This window comes from Streptococcus mitis (assembly GCF_946190325.1).
Taxonomy (GTDB): domain Bacteria; phylum Bacillota; class Bacilli; order Lactobacillales; family Streptococcaceae; genus Streptococcus; species Streptococcus mitis_CF.
On sequence record NZ_CAMHZR010000009.1, the window covers coordinates 21,459 to 43,000 of the forward strand.

General features: G+C 40.2%; 23 protein-coding genes. 2 read left to right on the forward strand and 21 right to left on the reverse strand.

All coding sequences use genetic code 11. The annotated features are described in order from the left end of the window. Positions 1–75: 75 nt before the first annotated feature. From N8M95_RS08635 to N8M95_RS08655, 5 genes are all read right to left on the reverse strand, one after another. Entirely contained in the window at positions 76–1,242 is a 1,167-nt protein-coding gene (locus tag N8M95_RS08635; protein ID WP_261117035.1) for a MalY/PatB family protein, read from the reverse strand. A 7-nt stretch (positions 1,243–1,249) separates the two neighbouring features. Next, entirely contained in the window at positions 1,250–2,344 is a 1,095-nt protein-coding gene (locus tag N8M95_RS08640) for a cystathionine gamma-synthase (RefSeq protein ID WP_084929693.1), read from the reverse strand. 165 nt (positions 2,345–2,509) lie between these two features. Beyond that, on the reverse strand, positions 2,510–2,965 hold the full coding sequence (locus N8M95_RS08645) for a hypothetical protein (protein ID WP_084929695.1): 456 nt from the start codon (positions 2,963–2,965) through the stop codon (positions 2,510–2,512). A 313-nt stretch (positions 2,966–3,278) separates the two neighbouring features. Beyond that, a complete protein-coding gene (locus N8M95_RS08650) occupies positions 3,279–5,237 on the reverse strand; it encodes a peptide ABC transporter substrate-binding protein (protein ID WP_084929696.1) in 1,959 nt (652 codons plus the stop codon). Between the two features lie 203 nt (positions 5,238–5,440). Further along, complete coding sequence (locus tag N8M95_RS08655) at positions 5,441–7,063, reverse strand: putative polysaccharide biosynthesis protein (protein WP_084926701.1); 1,623 nt, start codon at positions 7,061–7,063, stop codon at positions 5,441–5,443. A gap of 105 nt (positions 7,064–7,168) precedes the next feature. Between N8M95_RS08655 and N8M95_RS08660 the strand changes: the two genes are divergently transcribed. Beyond that, positions 7,169–8,614 carry a UDP-N-acetylmuramoyl-L-alanyl-D-glutamate--L-lysine ligase gene (locus N8M95_RS08660; RefSeq protein WP_261117036.1) on the forward strand — a complete coding sequence of 482 codons (1,446 nt, stop codon included), beginning with the start codon at positions 7,169–7,171 and terminating at the stop codon, positions 8,612–8,614. Between the two features lie 46 nt (positions 8,615–8,660). Here the strand turns inward: N8M95_RS08660 and N8M95_RS08665 are convergent, their stop codons facing one another. From N8M95_RS08665 to N8M95_RS08735, 15 genes are all read right to left on the reverse strand, one after another. Continuing rightward, entirely contained in the window at positions 8,661–8,852 is a 192-nt protein-coding gene (locus N8M95_RS08665) for a CsbD family protein (RefSeq protein WP_000051182.1), read from the reverse strand. A gap of 101 nt (positions 8,853–8,953) precedes the next feature. Continuing rightward, positions 8,954–9,604: a DUF1803 domain-containing protein gene (locus N8M95_RS08670; protein WP_261117037.1), complete on the reverse strand. Its 651-nt coding sequence runs from the start codon at positions 9,602–9,604 to the stop codon at positions 8,954–8,956. Then, a complete protein-coding gene (locus tag N8M95_RS08675; protein WP_261117038.1) occupies positions 9,588–10,100 on the reverse strand; it encodes a YiiX/YebB-like N1pC/P60 family cysteine hydrolase in 513 nt (170 codons plus the stop codon). Before N8M95_RS08675 ends, N8M95_RS08670 begins: the two co-directional genes overlap by 17 nt. 86 nt (positions 10,101–10,186) lie before the next feature. Then, positions 10,187–11,122, reverse strand: a complete 936-nt coding sequence (locus N8M95_RS08680; RefSeq protein WP_261027703.1) for a manganese-dependent inorganic pyrophosphatase — start codon at positions 11,120–11,122, stop codon at positions 10,187–10,189. An 82-nt stretch (positions 11,123–11,204) separates the two neighbouring features. Continuing rightward, complete coding sequence (locus N8M95_RS08685; protein ID WP_261027705.1) at positions 11,205–11,492, reverse strand: GIY-YIG nuclease family protein; 288 nt, start codon at positions 11,490–11,492, stop codon at positions 11,205–11,207. Continuing rightward, positions 11,482–12,231, reverse strand: a complete 750-nt coding sequence (locus N8M95_RS08690) for a tRNA1(Val) (adenine(37)-N6)-methyltransferase (protein ID WP_261027707.1) — start codon at positions 12,229–12,231, stop codon at positions 11,482–11,484. Before N8M95_RS08690 ends, N8M95_RS08685 begins: the two co-directional genes overlap by 11 nt. A gap of 52 nt (positions 12,232–12,283) precedes the next feature. After that, entirely contained in the window at positions 12,284–12,646 is a 363-nt protein-coding gene (locus N8M95_RS08695; protein WP_000689605.1) for a S1 RNA-binding domain-containing protein, read from the reverse strand. A 1-nt stretch (position 12,647) separates the two neighbouring features. Beyond that, entirely contained in the window at positions 12,648–14,048 is a 1,401-nt protein-coding gene (locus N8M95_RS08700) for a bifunctional Cof-type HAD-IIB family hydrolase/peptidylprolyl isomerase (protein ID WP_247932844.1), read from the reverse strand. 80 nt (positions 14,049–14,128) lie between these two features. After that, complete coding sequence (locus N8M95_RS08705; RefSeq protein ID WP_261117039.1) at positions 14,129–14,632, reverse strand: GNAT family N-acetyltransferase; 504 nt, start codon at positions 14,630–14,632, stop codon at positions 14,129–14,131. Positions 14,633–14,813: 181 nt separating this feature from the next. After that, entirely contained in the window at positions 14,814–15,053 is a 240-nt protein-coding gene (gene rpsR / locus N8M95_RS08710; RefSeq protein ID WP_000068664.1) for a 30S ribosomal protein S18, read from the reverse strand. 31 nt (positions 15,054–15,084) lie between these two features. Continuing rightward, positions 15,085–15,555 carry a single-stranded DNA-binding protein SsbA gene (gene ssbA, locus N8M95_RS08715; protein ID WP_000609602.1) on the reverse strand — a complete coding sequence of 157 codons (471 nt, stop codon included), beginning with the start codon at positions 15,553–15,555 and terminating at the stop codon, positions 15,085–15,087. Positions 15,556–15,566: 11 nt separating this feature from the next. After that, positions 15,567–15,857 carry a 30S ribosomal protein S6 gene (gene rpsF, locus N8M95_RS08720; RefSeq protein ID WP_001151778.1) on the reverse strand — a complete coding sequence of 97 codons (291 nt, stop codon included), beginning with the start codon at positions 15,855–15,857 and terminating at the stop codon, positions 15,567–15,569. Between the two features lie 218 nt (positions 15,858–16,075). Next, a complete protein-coding gene (locus tag N8M95_RS08725) occupies positions 16,076–16,630 on the reverse strand; it encodes a DJ-1 family glyoxalase III (RefSeq protein WP_261117040.1) in 555 nt (184 codons plus the stop codon). A 10-nt stretch (positions 16,631–16,640) separates the two neighbouring features. Beyond that, the gene (locus N8M95_RS08730) at positions 16,641–17,864 is read right to left on the reverse strand and encodes an FtsW/RodA/SpoVE family cell cycle protein (RefSeq protein ID WP_261117041.1); all 1,224 of its coding nucleotides are present in this window, start codon (positions 17,862–17,864) and stop codon (positions 16,641–16,643) included. A gap of 4 nt (positions 17,865–17,868) precedes the next feature. Beyond that, entirely contained in the window at positions 17,869–20,349 is a 2,481-nt protein-coding gene (locus tag N8M95_RS08735) for a bifunctional DnaQ family exonuclease/ATP-dependent helicase (RefSeq protein WP_261117045.1), read from the reverse strand. A 123-nt stretch (positions 20,350–20,472) separates the two neighbouring features. Here N8M95_RS08735 and N8M95_RS08740 point away from each other — a divergent pair, with 123 nt between their 5' ends. Continuing rightward, complete coding sequence (locus N8M95_RS08740) at positions 20,473–20,658, forward strand: hypothetical protein (RefSeq protein ID WP_001068558.1); 186 nt, start codon at positions 20,473–20,475, stop codon at positions 20,656–20,658. Between the two features lie 23 nt (positions 20,659–20,681). Here N8M95_RS08740 and N8M95_RS08745 read toward each other — a convergent pair whose 3' ends face one another. Continuing rightward, the gene (locus tag N8M95_RS08745) at positions 20,682–21,533 is read right to left on the reverse strand and encodes an NAD(P)H-hydrate dehydratase (RefSeq protein ID WP_261117042.1); all 852 of its coding nucleotides are present in this window, start codon (positions 21,531–21,533) and stop codon (positions 20,682–20,684) included. Between the last annotated feature and the right edge of the window lie 9 nt (positions 21,534–21,542).

Sequence of the window (21,542 nt, forward strand, 5' to 3'; positions counted from 1 at the left end):
ATCTTTTTATTATACCATATTTTCCCCTATGAAAATAGCCTTCTAGGATGACTTTTCTCCTAGAAGGCTGGATTTTTAAAGTTTAGCAAAAGTCGTCACAATTCGCTGACACACTTCTTGCAGCAGAGATTTAGGCATAGCTACATTGAGACGGGCATGGAGACTCCCTTCCTCTCCAAAATCCAAACCACGATTGAGGATAACCTTGGCTTCATTTCTCAAAAGCTCTTGTAATTTTTCATCAGTCAGGTCATAGGCTGAAAAATCAAGCCAAATCAAGTAGGTTCCTTGCGGTTTCATGACCTTGATTTTAGTCTCTTTTCCAAATAAATCCACCACATAATTGATGTGGTCTTCAAAGACTTGCTTGAGTTCCTCTAACCAATCTTTACCGTATCGATAGGCAGCTTCTGTCGCCAAATAACCCAAGCCTGAAATTTCATGCTGGTTATTGGCCAATTGGCGTTTCTGGTAAGCCACTCGCAACTTAGGATTTTCAATAACTGCATATGAATTTTTTGTCCCAGCGATGTTAAAGGTTTTAGTGGCACTGGTCAAGACGATAGCAAATTCTTTAAAGTCAGGATTGATGGTATTGAAGGAATGATGCTTGTGACCAAAGAGGGCCAAATCTTGGTGAATCTCATCCGAAACCAAGAAAACACCGTGTTTTTGGCAGAGTTGGCCAATCTTCTCCAACACTTCTTTTTCCCAAACACGTCCACCAGGATTGTGAGGGTTGCAAAGAATATAGAGTTTGACCTCCTCTTCCACCAAATCCTTCTCCAGTTGGTCAAAGTCAATCTCAAACAGACCATCCTTTTCCACCAAAGAATTGGTAATCAATCTACGATTGTTCAACTTGACACTGCGTGCAAAGGGTGGATAGACAGGTGTGTTAATCAAAACTGCCTCGCCTTCTTTCGTAAAGGCTTGAATAGCTGTTGAGATGGCTGGTACCACACCCTCGATGAAGACAAGAGCCTCTTTGTCAAAGTGGTAACCGTGTTGTGTAGCTTCCCACTTTTGAACTTCCTTAATTAACTCTTCACTGGCATAGGTATAGCCATAAACCAGTTGATCAGCGTAAGTTTGCACAGCTTGGCGGATTTCAGGCAAGACTACAAAGTCCATATCCGCTATCCAAGCTGGTAGGACTTCACTATCCGTTTCTGCTTCTTTCCATTTATAGGTATGATGCCCTAAACGATTGGGCAGGCTTGTAAAATCATATTTTCCCATCTTTGTCTTATCCTTCCAAAGCTTGGCGCAAATCTGCAATCAAATCTCTAGCATCCTCAATCCCAATTGACAAGCGCAAGAGGTCATCTGTCAAACCATAAGAGTGGCGCACTTCTGCTGGAATATCAGCATGAGTTTGCGTCGTTGGATAAGTAATGAGACTTTCTACCCCACCCAAACTTTCTGCAAAAGAGAAGACCTTGAGGCTGTTTAAAATGTGAGGAATGCGTGTTTCATCCGCTACTTTAAAGGAAATCATGCCTCCACGACCAGTGTAGAGAACTTCCTTAACTGCTGGAGAATCCTTCAAAAAGGCAACCACTTCTTGGGCGTTAGCTGTTGAGCGCTCCATACGAAGGGACAAGGTCTTGAGACCACGAATCAATTGATAACTGTCAAATGGAGACAAGACTGCCCCTGTCGTATTGAGATTGTAGAAAAGCTTTTCGTATAATTCTACACTATTGGTCACAACAACTCCAGCCAAGACATCATTGTGGCCTGCTAGATACTTGGTTGCTGAATGAAGAACGATATCTGCTCCATCTTCAATCGGACGTTGGTAGATAGGGCTGTAGAAGGTATTGTCCACCACCACTTTGGCACCCTTAGCATGAGCTAATTTTGCTAGTTTTTCGATATCAAACTCCAACATCAAGGGATTGGTTGGGGTTTCGATATAGAGAACATCTACGTCCTTTTCTAACTCGGTAATCAACTCTTCTTCTGTATTGGCATAGGTAAAATGGAAACGGCCTTCCTGCTCCACTTGATTAAACCAGCGGAAAGAACCACCATAAAGGTCACGGACAGCCAAGACCTTACTACCTACCGGAAAGACGCTAAAAGCTAACACAATAGCTGACATCCCTGAGCTAGTAGCTAGAGCGTAGTCTGCGGACTCAATAGCTGCCAAGACTTCTTCCGCCTTACTGCGAGTTGGGTTTTTTGTACGCGTATAGTCAAATCCAGTAGATTTACCAAACTCTGGATGCTGATAGGTCGTTGAAAAATGAAGCGGTGTCACCAATGCACCTGTCGCTTCGTCTGACTTGATACCCGCCTGGGCCAAAATTGTGTTGATGTGTAATTCCTTGCTCATACAATACCTCCAAATCTATAGTAACTATTGTACCACTTATTTTCATCAACTCATTTTCTTCTTTTCAAGAGCTAGTTATAGTTTCAAACTATACACTTATCGAGTAAAGCTAAAAAAGAATCCAGAAAAGCTTCCAGATTCTTTTGTGAAAATGATTGCGAGTGCTTACTTAGACTGAAAGAAATCCTGTTGGGCTAAATAGTCATAATGCTCTTTGTTAAATTGATATTGGCCCACATGCTGACCAATCTGACCGACATCCACGGAAAAAATATAGGCTTCATTTTGATAGTTCCAATTCAGCCTAACTGCATTCAAGACTGGCTTATAAGTAAAATCTTTAACTTGATTCCAAGGCATCTCTACGACTTGATTAGAATGATTTTCTGTTACATCACTGATGTCCATCAAGTAGATTCCCTTAGGTGTGAATGCCAGAATCTTAGGCTTCACACTCGACTGAACATAGTAACTACCTCCTATAATGAAAAAATCAATAAAGGATTTCAGCCATGTCTTTTTCTTAAAAGACATCAGAAAATTCTTTTGCCCTTCAATGTGACAAGTTAAAAGAAATGATGCAATCTGTTTTTCTGTTGCAAACTCCATAATAGCGCCCATGATGATACCTCCATAATGATTAGTAAACAGGCCGATAAAAACTCTTCACATAAAGAAGAACTTATCATTTGTTGCATTTTATCTTACTTTTCCAGTAAATGGCATCCCTCCTATAACATTACCCTAGCATGTGCATACTTCCATTAACGCTGGAAGAGACTTTCGAAAATAACTTTTTATATTTTTATCATATTTATTATATCATAATTCAAATAAACAATCCAAAAATGTAAGCGTTTTTAATCTGAATTTAACGTTATTCTATTAAAAAACGATAGTTTCCTTCGAAACCATCGTTTTTCTTGAAAAATCCTTATTTGACATGTTTTGCCAATTCTTCTTGGGCTTTTTTATTGGATTCTTCTTTTTCTTTCAGCCATTTTTCTTTGGCTTTTTCATATTCGTCTTTTGTAACTGTCTTATCTTGTAATTTGAGGTATTTATATGATTCAACCCCTTTATTACCAGCCAATGAATATGGTGTTGAGAAAGGAACAATTTTTCTCAATGTTGGTGTTCCGCCTAGTGAAACATTTGGAATTGCTAGAGAGCTATCTACTAACCAAGCTTGGGCATCTGCATATTTTTCATAACGTTTAGCTGGATCTTGCTCCTTATTGGCTTCTTCCAACATTTGAGTGTAGACATCTAGTCCAACAGCCTTGGCCTTGTCATTGGCTTCACCTGGCTCTATACCTAGATTTTGCATCAAACCACCAGAATTAACGTTAAAGACGTCAAGATAGGTTGAAGGATCTTGATAGTCTGGAGTCCAACCACCATTGTAAAGATCATAATCCTTCTGAGCTGCAGTTTGAGCAAGATAACCTGAACTTTCATAGTCCTCTGTAGAAAGTTGATGAACATCAATCACAACATTATCTGCACCTAAGACAGATTCTATTGATTGCTTCATGGAATTGATTCCTTGAATTTCAGCCTTATTAGCCAAATCTATAGTTTTATCTAAGTGTATAGGGAATTGGACTCCTTTGGCTTGGAGTTCTTTCTTAGCTTCTGCAAATTTAGCCTTAGCTTTTTCTGGATTGTAGTATGGATCTTGGGCATCTGCAAAGTTGATTCCTTGCCATTCCTTGCCATAGTTGACCATCTTAGAGGCTACTACTTCGCCAAAGTCTTTTCCGTTGATACTTACGAAGTTTGGAGGAACGACGAGGTTACGCAAAATCTTAGTTGCCCCCTCTTCTCCCTGAGACTGAGCTCCATAGGCCGTACGGTCATAGGCAAAGTTAATGGCTTGACGGAAGTTTTTATTGAGAACCGCTTCCTGAGTCGATTTCTTTTCAGCATCACTTGTCTTGGAAGTGAATTTATAAGATTTTCTATCCAAGTTGAAGTTTAAGAAGTAAGAAGTAGCATCTTGCATGCTATAGATGATATTGTCCTTATTCTTTTCTTTAATCCCTTCAAAGCTTGAACTGTTTGGATAGAGACGAGCATAGCTATAAACACCTTCGGTAAAATTACGTGCTAACGCATCTTGGTCACTACCATCAAAATAAGTCAATTTCACATCATCTACAAAGACATTTTTAGCATCCCAGTAGTTAGGATTTTTCTTGTATTCGATGACCGATTTTGAAACAAAGGATTTCATCAAGAAAGGTCCATTGTACAAAATGCTAGATGGATCTACCTTGCCAAAATCATCCCCTTTTGATTTCAAGAAATCCGCATTGACTGGGAAGAGAATAGTTGAGGTTGTTTTTGAGTTCCAGTAAGGTTCTGGTCGTGCCAAGGTATATTGAACGGTTTGGTCATCAAGAGCCTTGACTCCGACAGTTGAAAAGTCGCTTGTTTTACCAGTGATATAGTCATCTAAACCTGCAACGGATTCTTGCACTAAGTACAAGGCTTCTGATTTTTTATCAGCCGCATATTTCAAACCAGTGACAAAATCTTGGGCAGTTACAGGAGCATATTCATCTCCATCTGCAGTATACCATTTAGCATCTTTCCGCAGTTTGTAGGTATAGGTCAAACCGTCCTTAGAAACACTCCAATCCTCAGCCAAGGATGGGACATAGTTCCCATATTGGTCATTTTCCATGAGACCATCTACCAGGTTGGTCACAATATCAGTAGTTGTTGAACGGTTTTCTGCTAGATAGTTCAAACTAGATGGATCACTTGAATAAACATAATTGTATGTTTTTGACCCTGTGCTAGAATTTCCACAGGCACTTAACAAAATACCTGCACTTAACACGACACCTGCAAGCGTTGCATACTTGGCTTTAGACTTTTTCATCTCCAGAACCTCCTGATTTAAATATTTGTCTTATTATACAACTTGAGTTTTATTTAGTCAATAGCTTTTTAAGTAAAATTTAAGAAAAATAAAATTTCTATCTACAAACTATAGAAATTATTCTACAAAATAATAAAAAGAGAATAATCCAAGCATTTCATGATAGAAATGTTCAAATTATCCCTTTTATTTATAAATATTTTTTAAGTTAACTTTAATTTGATTCGTAAGCGATCTGCTTGAGCTTTTCCAATCACCTTATCCAACAAACGGGTACGGAGACTCATAACTCCATAAACACCTCCACCCATGGCACCGACAAGGGCTACATATAGGAAACTCCACAAACGTCCACTTGGTTGGAAGACAAATCCCAGTACCCACTGGATAGCACCTACACTGATAAACATAACAAAAGTCAACAAACTGATTAAAATGGTTCGCTTCAAAATCACCTTGCGCTTGACACCTGTTACCTTACAAATATCCCGATACATCAAAACATTAGGAATAATGAGACCGATGGTTGTAGAAATCAAAGGTCCGTAACTGTGGAAGATAGCGATGGTTGGAAGTTGCAAGACCAGCTTGGCAATGGAACCATAGATAAAATAGAGAACTGCCTTGCGGTTGCGGAACATTGCCTGAAGCATTGGAGACAAGACCATGTACAAGCCTAAAATAGTAGACTGCAAAACTGCAAAGACAAACAAGCCCATAGCCAAACTATCTGGCTTGCCATAGAAGACAGTATAGAGAGGTTCTCCTACCATGACTACTCCAACCGTTGCTGGAAGCAGGAATAAGAAAAGCATGGTAATGCTGTCCTGAACGAGACGAGAAGCCGCCTTCAAGTCTCCCTTGACATAGTTTTCAGTCAAAAGTGGCAACCCTACACTCCCAATCGAAACCCCAACAGAAATCAAAATCATAGTGATTTTATTAGGATTGGCAGAGAAATAAGAAAACATGACAACCAAGTCTTCATTACTATAGTTGGTAAACCAACTCATACTATTGATAAAGGTCATCTGGTCCAAAATCTGGAAAAGCTGGATAGCAGACCCTGTCAAGATAAAAGGAATGGCTTCCTTAATGGTGTCGACCAAAAGACGCTTGCTGTTTATCTTATCTCCTGTTTCAAGGACTCTTTTAAGTAATCCTTCTTTAGCAAGGAAATAGATCAAAACTGCAAAACTAGCTACCATGCCGACAAAGGCAGCAAAGGTGGATTGGGTAACCGCTGCTAGATAATCTCCTGAGCCCATTTTCATAATCATAAAGGTAGCTAAGAGCATCCAGATAACACGAATGACCTGCTCAGCGATTTGGCTCATGGCATAAGGTTTCAGGTTATTCATCCCTTGGAAGAAACCTCGGATAACACTCATAGATGGGAAAATCAAGACCGCCCAAGCCAAGCTCTGCATGATTGGGATTAAGTCTTTGCCCACGCCAGATAAGTCTGCTAGCCAAGGAGCAAAGACATACAAGACTAGTGCAAAAACAAGACCTAGTCCTGTCATAAATCCTAAAAAGCTCCGAATCAGGGCAAAGCTATGCTCTTCTTCTCGCATGGTATTGTACTTAGCCACTTGCTTGGCCACCGCAACCGGAATACCTGCTGTTGAAACCAGCAAAAACCAGGCATAGATATTGTAGCCCATAGTAAAGAGACCATTTGCTGTAGCCGCATAAGATCCCATCCAGATATACCAGGGGATAATATAAATAGCCCCAAGTAGGCGACTGATAAAGTTACTAGCCGTTAGCCAAGCAGTCCCCCGTAACATCTGGGCCTGCTGGTGATTGTTTTCGTTAGACATAGATTCCTCATTTGATTTTAATAACTAGGAAAAACTCCTCATCTTCCATTATAAACTTTTCCTTGTCACTTGTAAATTTACGACTTTCGGTTTACAATAGAAAGTATGATTAAGATTGAAACCGTATTAGATATTTTAAAGAACGATGGTCTCTTCCGTGAGATTATCGACCAAGGACATTATCACTACAACTACAGCCATGTCGTATTTGACACCATCTGCTATGATAGCCGCAAGGCCAAAGAGAAGAGCCTCTTTTTCGTCAAGGGTGCTGCCTTTAAGAAGGAATTCCTGATTTCTGCCATCTCTCAAGGCCTCGGTTGGTATGTGGCTGAAAAAGATTATGAAGTTGGTATTCCTGCTATCATCGTCAGTGATATCAAGAAAGCCATGAGTTTGGTAGCTATGGAATTTTATGGCAATCCACAGAAAAAACTCAAACTCCTTGCCTTTACTGGTACTAAGGGTAAAACAACAGCAGCCTACTTCGCCTATAACATTTTATCTCAAGGGCATCGACCTGCTATGCTCTCGACCATGAATACAACTCTAGATGGCAAGACTTTCTTTAAGTCTGCATTGACAACCCCTGAGAGTATTGACCTCTTTGACATGATGAATCAAGCTGTGCAAAATGACCGTACTCACCTCATCATGGAGGTCTCCAGTCAGGCCTATCTGGTCAAACGTGTCTATGGTCTAACCTTTGATGTGGGAGTTTTCCTCAATATCAGCCCCGACCATATCGGCCCGATTGAACACCCTAGCTTTGAAGACTACTTCTACCACAAACGTCTCTTGATGGAAAATAGCCGAGCAGTTATCATTAACAGTGACATGGACCACTTTTCTGTCTTGAAAGAACAAGTGGCAGATCAAGACCATGATTTCTATGGTAGCCAATCAAATAATCAAATCGAGAATTCCAAAGCCTTTAGTTTTTCAGCTACGGGTAAACTCGCTGGAGATTATGATATTCAACTCATTGGGCACTTCAATCAAGAAAATGCCGTTGCTGCTGGACTTGCTTGTCTCCGTCTCGGAGCTAGTCTTGAGGACATCAAAAAAGGAATCGCTGCTACCCGTGTTCCTGGTCGTATGGAAGTCCTCACCCAGAAAAACGGAGCCAAGGTCTTCATCGACTATGCCCACAATGGTGACAGTCTCAAAAAACTAATCAATGTTGTAGAAACTCATCAAACTGGAAAGATTGCTCTGGTTCTGGGTTCGACAGGAAATAAGGGAGAAAGTCGTCGTAAGGACTTTGGCCTCCTCCTCAATCAACACCCTGAGATTCAAGTCTTTTTGACTGCTGATGACCCTAACTATGAAGACCCAATGGCCATTGCAGATGAAATTAGTAGCTACATCAATCATCCTGTTGAAAAAATTGCGGATCGCCAAGAAGCCATCAAGGCAGCGATGGCTATCACAAATCACGAATTAGATGCAGTTATTATTGCTGGTAAGGGAGCCGATTGCTACCAAATCGTCCAAGGCAAGAAAGAAGTCTATCCAGGAGATGCAGCCGTCGCAGAAAATTATTTATAAGATAGTAAAAAATCAAGGGAAATGAAACCCTTGATTTTTTCTATTTTTATTTAAAAGCGTTTTTCAAACCTTCAACGGCACCTTCTACAGCACCTTTAGCATCTTCAACTACTTCTTTTGCCTTAGCAACTGTCTTTTCTACAGCGCCTTCTGCTTCAGTCTTGCCATCTCCAGTAACTTTACCAAATCCTTCTTTGATAGCGCCTGTTGCTTGTTCCAATTTGTTTTCAAGTGACATATGATTGTCTCCTTTAATTTTATTCCGATATGTGTTACCGGTTACATATAGTTTATACCGAATACTAAGGAAAGTCAAACAATGTGCTCAGAAACAAGAAATCAGACCAAGTAGAAAGTTAATCTCTCCTTATCCAAATCGATAGCCAACTCATACTTCCCCTCTTCATTTTGGACAATATAACCTAGGACGACCAAACTATCCACAAAGATATCACGGCGTTTCTGTATAAGCTGGTCTTTTCTGAGAAATTTCAACAAAAAAGTCGTCATATATTTGAGAGCATACTCAGGATTAACATCTCCCAAAATGTCATAGAGTTCCTGCTGTTTTTCTGTCAAAGGATACTGATGTTTGACCTTGTAGAAATAATTAGACAGGGTCATTTTTGATCTCGCAAAGTCCGTCTTTTCAACTAAAATAGCTGCATTGGTTTGATTGCGCAATTCCGTCTCAAAACTCTGCTCCAACAAGGCTTGATAGGTCGGACTATCTTCGCTGACAAAAATCTCTTGATCCAGTTCGAGACTATCGAGTGATTCAAGAATGGGAAGATTAAGGTAATAACGCTTATTTTCCCGACGAATCAAACCAGCCTTTATATACTCTTCCATGAGTTTATCAACTGCCACATCTGGAAATTGAGCCTTAATTTCTCTCAAAATAACATCATCATGCTGGTCCAGATAGCGAATTAATTCTCCAAAAAATGGCTGTCTCGTCAAACGAGATGGATTAAAAATCTGAATCATGAAGATTCCTTTCTTTACATTCTAACAGAGGCGATGCTGCCAACTGACTAGGATTGGTTCCCGGCTGGTTCAAAGGAATAGGCAGACCAATCTCCCTATAATACTCCCTCCAAAAATCACTAATCTCCTGAGTCCCATCTCCAAATTTCATGGGAATAGTTTCAAAAATCGGTAGAATTTCTGCTATATACTGGGAACAGTAGAAACTAGCGCCATCTGGATAGAAAGAAGCATTGTAGGGAGCTCCAAGATATTTGCAAGCTTTTTCCTTCACAGACTGGATATCCATTTCTGGGTAAACATAGAGGTCGTACAAGTGATTGGACTCAAAGAAGTCTGCTGGTTCCTGACAGATAACACCCGCCTTTCCACTAGCATGGTAAATCATCCCATCCAAATAAATCGCAACATGGTTATAGTCGCCTGTGGAAGTCTGGATGGCCTGCCCCATATCTGACTCATCTCTCACAAAAATCAAATCGCCATTTTCTAACATGCTTCACTCCTAGAAAAAAAGGAGCCGAAACTCCTTTCGATATAAGTCAAACTAGCCTTTCCTAATTTGAATTAACACTCAAAATCTTAAGCATTAAAGCTTTCAGTCAATTGAGGTACCACTTGTTTCTTACGTGAAACGGCACCAGCAAGGAAGGCATGATTGTTTTCAAGTTTGAAGTTGAAAGCCGCTTCAACCTTGTCCATGTTAGCACCAAGTGCTAGGATTTCTGAGTTTGAGTTGACGATATCTGTAATCATCAATACAAAGTCAGAATAACCATTTGTTGCGTTGGCAGCTTGCATTGCAGCTTCAATTTCTGCTTGACGTTCTAAAACTTCAGCGATGTCCACTGTGTTTACTTGAGCAACACGGACATTGTTTCCATTCAATTCAAAAGTTTTAGCATCGATGTCAATCAATTCGTCAGCAGATTTGCTTGCTAAGTTTGTACCAGCTTTCAACATAGCCAAACCATATTCTTCCAAGTTCACACCAGCTAATTCAGCCAATTCAGGAGCAATAACTTTATCTGTTGGGTGTGTTGTTGGTGATTTCAAAAGAAGGGTATCTGAAATCAAACCTGAAAGCATCAAACCAGCAATCTCTTTAGGCACAGCTACACCATGTTCTTTGAACATACGGTAAACGATTGAAGACGCTGAACCAACTGGCTCCAAACGCATGTATAGTGGGCTTGCAGTTTCAAAGTTAGCCACACGGTGGTGATCCACAACACCATAAACTTCTACTTCAGCGATATCTGATACAGATTGTTGGAATTCATTGTGGTCAGTCAGGATAACTTGCTCTGCTCCTTCTGCTTTAGCAGAAGTAATAACACGCGGTGCTTCCACACCAAAATAGTTCAAGACAAAGGCTGTTTCTTCATTTGGAGTTCCAAGGGCAACAGCTTCCGTATCCAAACCATAAGCTTCTTTTGCAAGGTAGGCAAAGGCTACAGATGACCCGATGGCATCTGAGTCTGGATTTTGGTGACCAAATACTAGAATCTTAGACATGATAATACCTCATTTTGTTTATTCTCTTTATTGTAGCATTTTTTTCGCTTTTTGACAAAAGTAAGAGGAGTCAAAGGGCTCCTCACGATTCTTCAAAATAACTGAGTAAATTTCTATCTTGATTTTCAGATAAAAATTGCTCCTTCTGTGCTCTCTTCTTACGCTTGAGAAGAGCTTCCGCTGACATGGCTTCTTCCTTACTGCCAAAACCTTGAGCATAGATAAGTTTGACTGGCAAGCGTGCTCGTGTATATTTGGCTCCCTTCCCACTGTTGTGGACAGCGAGGCGTCTTCTCACATCAGTCGTATAGCCTGTATAGTAAGATCCATCACGACACTCCAGCACGTACATATAAGCCTTATGATCCATAATAAATCTCTTCAAGTTCAGGCGTATAAGAGCCATCATCATTGTGAACAATGAGAGGTGGTAAGACCTTAAAGCCGCTTGTCGAGCCATCCTTGATAGCCTCAATCAAAAGCATATTGGCTTCCTTTTCTCTTTTTGGATAAACAAACTGCAGGCGCTTAGGGGCTAGATTATGCCGTTGTAACGTATCCAAAATATCCAGAAGTCGATCAGGACGATGAACCATAGCCAAGCGCCCATTAGATTTAAGAATACTCTGGGCACTACGACAGATTTCCTGCAAATTGGTCGTGATTTCATGTCGCGCCAAGAGATAATGTTCACTCTCGTTCAAGTTGGAATGAGGATCCACCTTGAAATAGGGTGGATTACACAAAATCATATCCACCTTACTTCCCTGGATGTAAGTAGGCATATTTTTCAAATCATCACAGATGACCTCCATCTGCCCTTCCAAACCATTCAAACGGACAGATCGTTCAGCCATATCCGCCAAACGTTCCTGAATCTCAACAGCCAAAATCTGTGCCTGAGTACGAGTGCTAGCAAATAGCCCCACTGCTCCATTTCCAGCGCAAAAATCCACTATCAAGCCCTTTTTAGGAAAACGTGGAAAACGTGACAAGAGAACACTATCAACCGAATAGCTAAAAACCTCTCTATTTTGAATGATTTTGATATCTGTCGAAAAGAGCTGGTTAATACGCTCTCCTGATTTTAATAATTGTTCTTCTTCCATGGTACTATTATAGCAAATTTATATTAACATTACAAAAGATAGAGATTTCTAACTAGTGCTTCTGATTCTTCAAATGTTGAAGAGCTTCCTTGGTCCAAATTGGCATCATTCGTTTGAGAGGAGCAAAGCCATAGTTAAAACGGTCACTTGAAAAGCGTCTCCGTCTCGGAAACTGGTGCTTTTCTTCCTCCAAAGTGCGGATAGAAAGGCTGGCTTTCCCTGTAAATTCATCTAAATCCACTACTTGAACCTGAACCTCTTCATCGACTTTCAAGGCTTCTTGGATATTTTCAATAAAGCCTGTCCGAATCTCTGAAATGTGAATCAGCCCCGTATCACCCGTCTCTAGCTCAACAAAGGCACCGTAGGGCTGAATCCCTGTAATACGGCCCTTTAGTTTATCACCGATTTTCATCCTAGTCCTCGATTTCAATTGTTTCAATCACGACATCTTCAACTGGCTTGTCCATAGCTCCTGTCTCAACAGCAGCAATGGCATCCAAGACAGCGTAAGAAGCTTCATCAGCTAGCTGACCAAATACAGTGTGACGGCGGTCTAGATGAGGAGTTCCTCCTTGGTTGGCATAGATTTCCGCAATCGGTTCTGGCCAACCACCACGAGCAATTTCTTTCTTAGAATAAGGCAAATGTTGATTTTGCACGATAAAGAACTGGCTACCGTTGGTATTTGGACCAGCATTGGCCATGGAAAGAGCACCGCGGATATTGTAAAGTTCTTCTGAGAATTCATCCTCAAATGATTCGCCGTAGATTGACTCGCCACCCATACCAGTTCCAGTTGGGTCTCCACCTTGAATCATAAAGTCCTTGATAATACGGTGGAAAATGACTCCATCATAGTAACCATCTTTTGATAGAGCTACAAAGTTAGCTACTGTTTTAGGAGCATGTTCAGGGAAGAGCTTGATACGCAAGTCTCCGTGATTGGTCTTAATGGTCGCAAGAGGACCTTCTACTGTTTCAATGTCTACTTGTGGGAAATGCAATTCTTTTTCTACCATACCAAATCCTTCTAAGGCATCAAAAATGCCATCTTCTTCTAATGTTTTTGTAATATAATCTGCTTTTTCTTTGATGTTATCATGAGAAATTCCCATTGCAACGCTGATTCCAGCATAATCAAAGAGTTCCAAGTCGTTGAGTCCATCTCCAAAAACCATGACGTTCTCTGGTTTCAATCCTAGGTGTTCCACAACCTTTTCCACACCCGTCGCTTTGGAGCCTGAAATCGGCACAATATCAGACGAATGTTGATGCCAACGAACCATGCGAAGTTTGTCTGAGAGACTATCAGGCAAGTGCAAGTCATCTCCTTTATCTTCAAAAGTCCACATTTGATAGATATCTTCTTTTTCATGAAAATCTGGATCCACATCCAAATCGGGGTAAATTGGATTGATAGCTTCACTAATCATATCGGTGCGAGTCGACAACTTGGCATCATGACTCCCAACCAAACCATACTCAATTCCCTCTTGTTTGGCCCAAGAGATATACTCCTCAACATCTGACTTCTCAATCTGATGTTGATAAATAACCTGACCTTTTTTATCTTCAATATAGGCACCATTTAAGGTTACAAAAAAGTCAGGTTTGAGCTCACGAATCTCCGGAACGACACCAAAAATCCCTCGTCCAGAAGCAATACCTGTCAAAATTCCTTTCTCACGTAATTGCTTAAAAACAGTTGGGATTGAAGCTGGAATAAAACCTGTCTTTGAATTCCGCAATGTATCATCAATATCAAAAAAGACAATCTTGATTTTCTTTGCCTTGTATCTTAATTTGGCATCCATCTCACTACCTCTTTCAATCTAACTCTTTCCATTATACCACAAAGTAGAGAAATCCCCTATTTTCAAAAAGTTTCCAGTTTTTATTGTAAGTCCTTAGATAAGTATAAAACTAAATCATCATCGTTTTGACAACTTGCACCCATTTCTAGCGGTTTATTTCTATACCAGACACCTGTCCCATCTGGAATATAACCTCGTTTGATATACAATCTCTGGGCAGGACCATACCCCAAGTGCAAACCTACACCAAGAGTGACCTTACTCGAAACAAACTTGACTCGTTTTTCTGCTTCTTCTAGTAGTTGATTCCCAATCCCTTGATTTCGAAAAGGCTCAAACACATTAAAATCTGATAATTCTGGATAGACTTCTGCAAAAGGCCCGTGTTTAGCAGAGGGCAAAATGGTAATGTAGCCCGCTACAGCACCATCAATCTCTGCAACTAAGACTTCTCTCTCCCCACTTTCCTGTTCCAGAAAATATCTAGCCAAAATTTCCTCTCTACCATGCCAACCTTGATTCATAAATCCATGAGATAAGGATTCAATATCAGACTTAATTATATTTCTAATCGTACAATTCATCTTTGACTTACCCAACTTTACTCTTTCTATTACCATTATAGCACGCCAAAGTCAGAAAAAACTATCACCCAACCGGGTCTAAAAAAGAGGTTCACTGGACCCAAACTCGCTCTCTCATTTCAAGGCTCGTGAAAAAAAGACCCAACCGGGTCTGAAAAAGAGGTCCACCCGGACCTCTTTTTTAATCTTCGTTTACGAAAGGCATCAAAGCCATTACGCGAGCGCGTTTGATAGCTGTTGTTACTTTACGTTGGTTTTTAGCTGAAGTTCCTGTTACACGACGAGGAAGGATTTTCCCACGTTCTGAAACGAAACGGCTAAGAAGCTCAGTATCTTTGTAATCAACATATTCAATTTTGTTTGCTGCGATGTAATCAACTTTTTTACGGCGTTTGAATCCGCCACGACGTTGTTGAGCCATGTTTTTTCTCCTTTATAATTTTAGTTGTCCATTAGAATGGTAAATCATCATCTGAAATATCCAATGGATTTGTTGCTCCAAATGGATTTTCATCACGTGAAAAGTCTGGTACTGAATTTGTAGGCGCTGAATAGTTTGAACTTGGTGCAGAATAAGCTCCACCTGTGTGACCTTCACGCACACTACGGCTTTCCAACATTTGGAAATTCTCAGCCACGACCTCTGTCACGTAGACACGTTGTCCTTGCTGGTTATCGTAACTACGAGTCTGGATACGACCTGTCACCCCGATAAGTGAGCCTTTTTTAGCCCAATTAGCAAGGTTTTCAGCCTGTTGGCGCCACATAACGACATTGATAAAATCAGCCTCACGTTCGCCATTTTGACTCTTAAATGTACGGTTTACTGCAAGAGTAAAAGTCGCAACTGCTACATTTGATGGGGTATAACGCAACTCAGCGTCACGTGTCATACGCCCTACAAGTACAACATTGTTAATCATAGTTTACCTTCTTAAGCGTCAGTTTTGACGATCATGTGACGAAGAATGTCAGCGTTGATTTTTGAAAGACGGTCAAACTCTTTAAGAGCTGCATCGTCGTTTGCTTCAACGTTAACGATGTGGTAAAGTCCTTCACGGAAATCTTTGATTTCGTATGCAAGACGGCGTTTTTCCCAAGATTTTGATTCAACAACAGTTGCACCATTGTCAGTCAAAATAGAGTCAAAACGTGCTACCAAAGCGTTTTTAGCTTCTTCTTCAATGTTTGGACGAATGATATAAAGAATTTCGTATTTAGCCATTGATATGTTCCTCCTTTTGGTCTAATGACCCCAAGACTTTGCAAGGGGTAAGTGAGGTTCGCTCACAATAAACTATTATACTAGAAAAAATTTTTTTACGCAAGTAAAAACACTGAAATAAAAAAGAAGATGACGAATCATCTTCTCAAAAAATACAACTCTATAGAGAGTGATCAATATTTTAGTATTTATCAAACTATAGAGATTACGAATCCGTTTTACTGATTTTTACCAAAGACATCTCGATAGAGCATTCCTGTTCGTAAACTCTCTGCATCTCCTCCTAATTGCTCTACCAGCTCGTAAGCAAAGGCAAGGGCTGTTGAAGGGCCTCGACTGGTTGTCAATTGACCATCTACCACTACTGTTTCCTTGACGTAGTGACCATCAAGAATTTGCTTTTGAACACCGTCATAACAAGTGTACTGCTTGTTTTTCAATAGCCCTGCTTGATTGAGGGCAATTGGCGCAGCACAAATGGCTGCTAGTTTTTTTCCTTCTTGCTCGAAGTTTTGCAACTCTTGAATCAAGGCCTGATTATCGCGCAAATGTGCAGAACCAGGCATGCCGCCAGGAAGAACAACCATATCATAGTCTGATAAATCACCATCAAAGACACGATCTGCTCTTACTTGGATTGCATGCGAACCAGTCACTTGCTCTTCAAACCCAACCATATCACAAGTTATATTTGCTCGACGCAAAACATCTACAACTGTCAATGCTTCAATTTCTTCAAAGCCCTGAGCCAACATAACTGCTACTTTTACCATGATTTTCTCCTTATTTGATTTGTTTTAATACAACCTTTTTCCGTTTGAATGGAACTTTTCCGCTCTTTTCTTCAGCTAGATTGGTCTGGTAACTCATCGATAAAAGTAAGCCCACACCAATCAGATTACTGATAATAGCCGATCCCCCTTGAGAAATGAAAGGCAAGGGAATACCCGTCAAAGGAAGCAAACCTGTCACGGCACCGATATTCTCAAAGATATGGAAGAGTAACATCATAATTAAACCTGTAGAAATATAGGTGTAGAACTGATTATTTGATTTAAGAGTAATCTTCAACATACGATAAATCAGCATGAGATAAAGGGCGATAACAAGGACAGAGCCAATAAAGCCAAAATCTTCTGCAATGACCGTGAAAATCATATCCGACTCTCTAACTGGAATAAGCAGATTAGAAGCATTAAATCCTTGACCAAACAAGCCTCCACTACCAATCGCAATCTGCCCTTGAGCCTGCTGATAGGTCGTTGTTTGAGCAAAATCAAAAGGATTAAGCCAAGCCAAAATACGGTTGATTTGATAGGTCGGCATTCCCAGTTGATGGAGAAAAGCCCGACCGTCCTTGCTGATAAAAATAGCTAAGAAACCAGCAATTCCAGTTACAGTAGTCACAAATACTGGAATAATAATTTTCCAAGAAACCCCCGATAATAAAACGATTCCTGAAAAAATGGCTACAAAAACCAAAGCCGTCCCCAAGTCACTTTGAAGTGCCAAAAGAACTAGGACTGGAATGGTAAAGAGAATCATCCAAAAAATTAACAAAAAGTCCAGCGGAACTGTGCGTCTCCACTCCTTATGTTTTTTGGTAAACTGGACAATCACACGAGCCAACATGAGGATATAGGATATCTTCATAAATTCTGACGGCTGGAACAAAGTAACACCATTTACCGATACCCAGTTTTTGGCACCCGTTGATGCAACTAAACTTGGATTATAAAAGACAATAGGTAAGACCATAAGTCCCAAGCCCAAAATATATAGAAAGGGTGTCACCTTCCAAAGAAATTCTGTATTGAAGAGCATGACCACAAAACCAATTACAAGTCCCAAGGCAATCCAAGCGACCTGCTGCCCTAAAATGGGCAGAATATTATTTGGATAATCATGACTAACGGCAATATAAATAGCCACCACACCGATAACCAGTAGGAAAAATACTGGCAGAAGCAAACTATAATCGACTCTAGAGTCGAGAGAACGTTTCATATATTCACCTATCCTCTTTCTTAGATTTTTTATTTTTGTTGTTTTGGAGGAAATCAATAACAGCAGAGGTAATCTGGTTTCTATTCACCTCTTTGATAGTTCTTTCCTTCGCTAGAGCTTGTCTGATCTGTTTACCATATCGTTTATGAACAACTCGACTATCCAGTATCACAGCAATGGAAGCTTGTTCCTCTTTTCTAATTGTTCTACCCAAAGCCTGTTTGAGACGAATAATGGCCATTGGCAACTGATAATCATAGAAAGGATTCTTCCCTTCCTGACGCAATTCATGATTTAATTTTCGTGTCAAAGGTTCTTGGGGATTTTGGAAAGGCAATCGAGGAATTACTTGAATAACGCAAGGATGGGTAGAAAAATCAACCCCCTCCCAGAAACTTCCTGTTCCAAGTAAGATTTGTCGCTCTCCTTTTTCAAAACGTTTCTTCAGCTGACTGGGTTCCCCATTTTTATATTGGGCTAAATGAGGATGATCTAGTAAATCTGACACTGCTAACAGTAATTCTTTAGACGTAAATAAAACAAGCAAAGGCTCTTGAAACGCCTGTAAGGAATGAATAACTGAGGTAACCTCTTCTGCATAATCTAAAGGAGAATGTTCAGTTACTAACGGAAAATCATTTACTAATAGAACTTCTTGCTGCTTCTGTTGTAAAGATTCAACTGTAATAAGTGGAGCATCAGTAAATCCTAATAAGTCCGCTAAAGAAACCCTATTACTGATTTCAAGAGTGGCAGATACGCCAAGTACTCTGCAATCTTCTGGCAATAAATCTGCTAGTAGAAAGCGACCTTTTTTACTTGAGCAGATTAAGACATCCTTACTTGACTTCTCAGCTGTTGCCAGCCAAAATTCACGGTCCGATGTAAAAAAGCGCGTCATACCTCTGTACTCGGGAAGATTTAACTCAGAAAAATGCTGGCGTAAGTTTTCAAGAGAATCCAACCACTTGTCATTCTTAAGTCCTGAGTAAAACTGATCTATCAAATAGCGACATTCAAACCCAATACTCTCAAGCAACCGTCTCTGAATAAGATCTTTTTCTGTTTCCAAGGACTTTTGAACTTGTGTTACTAAAGCCTCGAGGAGATAAGACTCTTGGGCGAGGTTTTCAAGAGCAATCAGAATTTTTTGAGCTTCATCTATGATTACCAAGCGATTGTTGACAAACTCTGGATCGTCCTCTAAACGTGTTACCAAATAAGCGTGATTGGTTAACAAAAGGCGACTCGATTTAGCCCTATCTTGACTGCGTTGCCAGAAGTCCTCAGAAATAAATAAACTTTTTTTTGAAAGTTTTCCATCATGTACAAGTTCAGCTAGAAAATGTTGATAACGATACAGCTGTCCGATTTCATCTAAGTCACCTGTTTCTGTCTCTGTTAACCAAATCAAGATTTGCATTTTAAAGCGTGTGAATAGGCGGTTGGACTCTGGTCTATGAAGTACTTTATAAAAATTATCGAGTTTCAAATAATTTTGAGGTCCCTTAAGACTATGAATATCAATATGAAAAGTATCTTTTAATCGACTTCCTTCTTCTTGCATAATTTGATTTTGAAGGATTTTGGTAGGAACACTAACAAGGATGCCCCCTTCATTTTCCATGCTCAAAGCCGGCAGCATGTAACCATAAGTCTTTCCAAGTCCCGTTTGGGCTTGAATAAACGCGGTTTTCTGTTCCCTTAATAACTGCTCAACTTTTTCTGCAAATTCAACTTGCTGAGGACGTTCATCCAAGCTTAACAAGGACATATTTTTAGTAAAATCCTTAGATAGCTTACGTGGTTTTAAAGACTGACTTTTCTTTCTTAGAAAGAGTCCATGGAACTCCATCAAATCGTGAGAAGAAAGGAGGGACTGGCGCTGATATACTTCTTCAATCACTAAATAAGTTTCATAAAGGAGGTTATCCGCAAGATTTAACAACGTTTCTAAAAGTCCTTTTGGTAACTGAAAAAGTTTTTGACGCATAAAAAGCAAAAGCTCTGCTGTTGCTTGTGCATCAGAGAGAGCGGTGTGGGCGTGGTCTAACTTAATCCCTAACTCTTGACAGAGAATGCCGAGATTGTACTTTTCAAACTGAGGGTACAAAACCTGTGCTAACTCAACGGTATCCACTCGTGGAGTTCTCAATTCATAACCTTCAAAGAATAGGTACTCTGCTAGAAGATTTGCATCAAACTGTACATTGTGCGCGACAAAAACACCATCCTTGACCAGTTCAAAAATCCTTCCAGCTACCTGTGAAAACTCTGGAGCAACTGCCAACCGTTGATCAGTCAAACCTGTCAATTCTTTTATATGAGAATCCAAGGGCTCATGAGGATTGATGTCAGTCCCATACTGATCGACGATTTCACCATTTTCAATCACCACAATACCCACTTGAATAATTTTTGCCTTGCTTCCGGTGCTAGTGGCCTCTAAATCAACAACCACATACCGATTAGTTCTCGAATTCATCATTAAAAATTATATCAAAAAAAGCCCTGTTTGACACCCCTCAACTTCGATAGAAAAATCTCTTTGCTTGAAAAAATTTTTATAAAATGTTTGAATAGTATTATACAGAAAAGGAGACATAAGATGAACCCATTAGATTTGTTTAATCAAGTAAAAGAGCTAATCGAAACAAAAGATTTCGAAGCTGCAAAAACATTTGTTGCAGAAAATCAAGAACAGCTTGGAGAATACTTCTCTCAAGCTCAGCAGTTGATTTCTGGTTCTGAAGGTCTAGATGGCCTCGTTGGAAAGATTAAAGGATTTTTCTAAAACTATAAAGGCGCCTGAAACAATCAGGTGCCTTTTTGAGATATTTTTTTCATTATTTTGGGCAGATAAGAGCTGATTCCCGTCGGCAAGACCACATAATGTTCTTGAGATAGTTCTTGGGCTATGGCTGAATGAAGATGGGTTGCCACTGCCACACGTTCGTAGAGACTGGCTTGTTTAAACTGGCCTACAAATCCTGCGATCATCCCAGCCAGAGTATCTCCCGTTCCCCCAGTCGCCTGATAGGGACCGCCAACCTGTAACTGGTAAAAATCAGATTGACCAACTTGCCAAATACGAGTAGCTGGACCTTTCTCCACCAAAATTGTTCCTTGAGGAAAGGAAGTCAGGGCACAAGCCGTTGCAGCTTCCTTTTGCTTTTCAATAGCAATACCAGACAGCTTTTCCCATTCTTTTTGGTGGGGAGTTAGGATAAGCTGGTTAGATGGAAACGACAACCTTGTTCTAGCAAGAATGGTCAAGGCACCTCCGTCTACAATCAAAATCTGATTCTGTCTTAAGCTCGCAAAGACCTGTTTGACTAGATTTTCTCCAAAAGCAGCGTCTCGTAAACCAGGTCCCACTAAGACCACTTCTGCCTTCTCCAACTGCTCTTTTAACAGTTGCTGGTCTTGAAGAGAAAAGGCCATAGCCTCAGGTAAATGACTGTGTAAAGCTGGGATATTTTCCCTATCTGTTCCAACAGTCACCAATCCTGCACCGCTTTTAACAGCTGCCAAAGCAGCCATGATGATAGCACCACCGTAAGGATAAGTTCCACCTAACAGAAGCAAGCGACCATAGTCTCCTTTATGACTTGTACGAGAACGTTCAATAATGACTTTTTCTAGTAAGTCTTGATCAATCACTTTCATCGTTTTTCC